The 3,943-nt window shown below is 71.9% G+C and carries 4 protein-coding genes; 1 reads left to right on the forward strand and 3 read right to left on the reverse strand.

From position 1 onward, the window contains the following. Positions 1 to 32: 32 nt before the first annotated feature. The 3 genes from AEQ27_RS04185 to AEQ27_RS04195 are packed head-to-tail and all read right to left on the reverse strand — an operon-like array spanning position 33 to position 3,159. Positions 33 to 1,568, reverse strand: coding sequence for a tripartite tricarboxylate transporter permease (locus AEQ27_RS04185; RefSeq protein ID WP_054145529.1), 1,536 nt, complete (start codon positions 1,566 to 1,568; stop codon positions 33 to 35). After that, positions 1,568 to 2,158 carry a tripartite tricarboxylate transporter TctB family protein gene (locus AEQ27_RS04190; RefSeq protein ID WP_200908317.1) on the reverse strand — a complete coding sequence of 197 codons (591 nt, stop codon included), beginning with the start codon at positions 2,156 to 2,158 and terminating at the stop codon, positions 1,568 to 1,570. The genes AEQ27_RS04185 and AEQ27_RS04190 overlap by 1 nt, the downstream gene beginning before the upstream one ends. Then, positions 2,155 to 3,159 carry a tripartite tricarboxylate transporter substrate binding protein gene (locus AEQ27_RS04195; protein WP_235450970.1) on the reverse strand — a complete coding sequence of 335 codons (1,005 nt, stop codon included), beginning with the start codon at positions 3,157 to 3,159 and terminating at the stop codon, positions 2,155 to 2,157. Before AEQ27_RS04195 ends, AEQ27_RS04190 begins: the two co-directional genes overlap by 4 nt. 166 nt (positions 3,160 to 3,325) lie before the next feature. Here AEQ27_RS04195 and AEQ27_RS04200 point away from each other — a divergent pair. Beyond that, on the forward strand, positions 3,326 to 3,943 hold a 618-nt coding region (locus AEQ27_RS04200), incomplete at its 3' end, for an IclR family transcriptional regulator (RefSeq protein ID WP_152970160.1).

Raw genomic sequence — 3,943 nt, forward strand, 5'->3', positions numbered from 1 at the left:
GTCATGGGCCGGGGTGGGGTGGTGGGGCTGGGTCACACGGTCTCTCTCTGGCGGTCGGCGATCGCCTGGGCGACGGTCCTCCGGCTGCGGATCTTCTGGAAGGCGGCGCCGGCGACGGCGAGCAGGAGCACGACGTAGAGGGTCACAGAGATCGGGCTCGACACGAGGATGGCCGGGTCGCTCTCGCTGACGGCCATCGCCCGCCGGAACTCGGTCTCGGCGAGCGGGCCGAGGATGATCGCGATGAGCATCGGTGCGACCGGCAGTCCGTAGCGGCGCATGAGGAACCCGATCAGCCCGATCACCGTGACGAGCACGAGGTCGAGGATCTTCGCGCTCGTCGCGTAGACGCCGAGCATCGCGAAGACCGAGATGCCCGCGTAGAGGTAGTGGCGCGGCACCTTGAGCAGCTTGGCCCAGAGCGGGGCGAACGGCAGGGTGAGGATCAGCAGCACGACCATGCCGACGAAGAAGCTGGCGAGCAGTGCCCAGACGAGGTCGGGGGCGCGCTCGAACAGCAGGGGCCCGGGCTGCAGGCCGTACTGGCGGAACGCCGCGAGCAGGATGGCCGCCGTGGCGGAGGTCGGCAGTCCGAGCGCGAGCAGTGCGCCCATCGCCGTGCCGGCCGTGGCGTTGCCGGCGGCCTCGGGGCCCGCGACGCCCTGGATGGCGCCGCGGCCGAACATCGAGTCCTTCCGGCGGGCGGCGAGTCGGCGCTCGGTGCCGTAGGCGAGGAAGGTCGGCACCTCGGCGCCGCCCACCGGGATGATGCCGAACGGGATGCCGATCGCCGTGCCGCGCAGCCACGCAGGCGCCGCGAGGCGGAACTCCCGGCGGGACAGCCAGAGGCGACCGCGGGACGGCACGAGCACCGCCTCGTCGGGGGTGCCGCGCTTCGCCGCCACGCTGAAGACCTCACCGAGCGCCAGCAGGCCGACGGTGATCACGACGATGTCGATGCCGTCGAACAGCTCGGGCACGCCGGCCGTGAAGCGCGAGGCGCCCGAGATGCCGTCGATGCCGACGACCGAGATCGCCAGGCCGATGCCGAGGGCGGCGAGGCCGCGCAGCACCGACTCGGTGACGACGGCCGAGATCGCCACGAAGGCGAACACCGCCAGGGCGAGATACTCGGCCGGGCCGAACAGCGTCGCGAGCTCGGCGAGCCGTGGGGCGAAGAACACGACCAGCACCGACGCGATGATGCCGCCGATGAAGGCACCGATCGCCGAGGTCGCGAGGGCCTGGGCGGCCCGGCCGCTCGTGGCCATCTTGTGGCCCTCGATCGTGCCGGCGATGGCCGTGCTGTTGCCCGGCGTGTTCATCAAGATACCCGAGATCGAGTCACCGAACAGGCCGCCGAAGAGCACGCCGGCGAACATGATGAAGGCGCCGATCGGGTCGAGCGAGAAGGTCACGGGCAGCAGGAGGGCGACGGCCATGGCCGAGCCGAGGCCGGGCAGGACGCCGACGGCCGTGCCGAGCACGGCCCCGATCAGCACCCAGAGCATGTTGATCGGGGTCAGGACGGTGAGGAACCCGTCCCCGAGGTTGGCGAGCGATTCCATCAGAAGATCCCCTCGAGGATGCCGGGAGGCAGGTTGAGGCCGAGTCCGGCCGAGAAGGCGAGCTGAACGATCGACGAGATCGCCAGTGCCAGGAAGATGTCGAAGACCGGACGCCGACTGCCGAGCGACCGGGCGATGCCCCAGAACAGCACAGCTCCCGCGAGCAACCAGCCGAGCGGCGTGAGGGCGGCGATGAAGACCACCACCGTGCCGAGGGCACCGAGCAGGGCCCGGTGGTTGCTGGTCGGGCGTCGTTCGACGGGTTCGCCGTCGAGGTCGAGGTCGTCCACGTCGCCGGGGGCGGCGGGCTGGGCGATCTCGACGGTGGCGGCCTCGGGCTTGCGCAACACGTCGATCGCGAGCAGCACGGCCACGATCAGCACGAGGGCCGCCACGATCGCCGGGAAGACCTGGGGCCCGGGCGAGGTGGCGGTGTCGGGCACGCGCATCGTCACCGTGCCGACCACGAGGGCCAGCCCGATGACCAGCATGAGCCCGGGCACGATCAGGCCCGTGCGTCGGCGCCAGAACCCGTCCGCGACGACGACGGCCCGGCGCGTGACCGAGACGGTCCGGATGACGCCGCTCACAGGCCCAACTCCTCGATGATCGTGTTCACGCGGGCCTGGTCCTCGGCGATGAAGTCGGCGAAGTCCTCTCCGGTGACCACCGCCGGGGCCCAGGAGTTGCGCCTCAGGGTGTCCTGCCACTCGTCGGAGGTGACCATCTCGTCGATGATCGCGACGAGTTCGTCGCGCTCGGCGTCGGTGATGTCCTTCGGGGCCACGAGACCGCGCCAGTTCGGCAGGTGCACGTCGATGCCCTGCTCGATGAAGGTTGGGGCGTCGATGCCGTCGACGGGTTCCTCGGCCGAGAGCGCGAGGGCCCGCAGGTTGCCGGCCTCGATCTGGTCGCTGAACTCGTTGTAGCCGCTGACGCCGATCTCGACCGTGCCCGAGAGCAGGGCGGTCAGCACCTCGCCACCACCCGCGTACGAGACGTAGTTGATCTCACCGGGGTCGACGCCGACCTCGCGGGCGAACAGTCCGGCGAGCAGGTGGTCGGTCCCGCCGAGCCCGCCGCCGCCGATCGGGTGGCTCTGCGGGGCCTCGCTCCACGCCGCGACGAAGTCGTCGATCGTCTCGTAGGGCGAGTCCGCGGGGACGATGAAGACCTCGTAGTCCTCGGCCAGTTTGGCGATGGGCGTCGTGTCCGAGAGGTCGACGTCCGACCCGTTGACCGTAATCGCCCCCTCCATGACCGTGCCGGTCATCATGAGGTTCGTGGGATCGGCGCCCAGGCCGACGAACTGGCTCAGGCCGATGGTGCCGCCGGCGCCGGGCACGTTGACCACCTGCACGTTGTTGACGATCGACGCCGCGCGGAGAGCCTGCTGCGCCTCACGGGCCGCGAGGTCCCACCCGCCGCCGGGCGCCGCGGGCGCCATCATCGTCAACTTGGCCCGGGGGTCGGCCCCCGCCGTGCCGTCGCCGGCGTCGACGGCCGCGAAGCCGACGAGCACCGCGGTCGCGACGATGCCGACGGCACCCGTGACGACCTTGCGCCTGTTCCTGTCGGTCAGATTGCCCACACGATCACTCCCTTGTGATGGTTGCAGCGGTTGGCACCGGCGATCCCACCCAAGGGATGTCCACCTGGTGGATGTCTGTGTCCGCCTGATGGTAGCTTCGCCATGGAAGTCCCCGCAAGGGCGGCCCCACCCGGGCCCCGCGCTTCCCCGGCGAGAGGTCGAGACGATGACACCAGCTGAGGCGACACCGCCCCCCACGACACCGACCCCTGCGGTCGCGGGCCGCGGCGACGCGAGCGGCGTCCGCGCCGTCAGCCGGGCCCTGGCCGTCCTGCAGGCGTTCACCCCCGAGCGCAGCACGCAGACCCTCTCCGAACTCGTGCGCGCCTCGGGCCTGCCCCGCACGACCGTCCTGCGCCTGGTGGACACCCTCGTCGCCGAGGGCATGTTGCAGCACGGGCCCGACGGGCGGGTCGGCGTGGGAACGCGGATGATCCACTGGGGGGCCTTCGCGGCCCGTGCCTGGGCCGTGCCCGCGGCCACCGCCGACCGCATGGCCGCTCTCGCGGAGGCGACGGGCGAGACCGTCAGCCTCTACGTCCGCAGCGGCGTGGCCCGCGTCGTCGTGGCGCAGTCGCCCAGCCCGCACAGCCTCCGTCACGTCGTCCAGGTGGGCGACGAGCTGCCGTTGTGGATCGGCGCCGCGGGGGCCGTGCTGCTGAGCGGCGAGCCCGCCGAGGCGCTCGACGCCACCCTCGACGACGTCGACGCCACGGCGGGCCCGGCCACGGGCGGCTCGAGCCCGACCACGCCGTTCTCCCCGGCGCCGGTGCTGCCCGTCGAC

It is taken from the genome of Frigoribacterium sp. RIT-PI-h (assembly GCF_001297205.1).
Classification (GTDB): domain Bacteria; phylum Actinomycetota; class Actinomycetes; order Actinomycetales; family Microbacteriaceae; genus Frigoribacterium.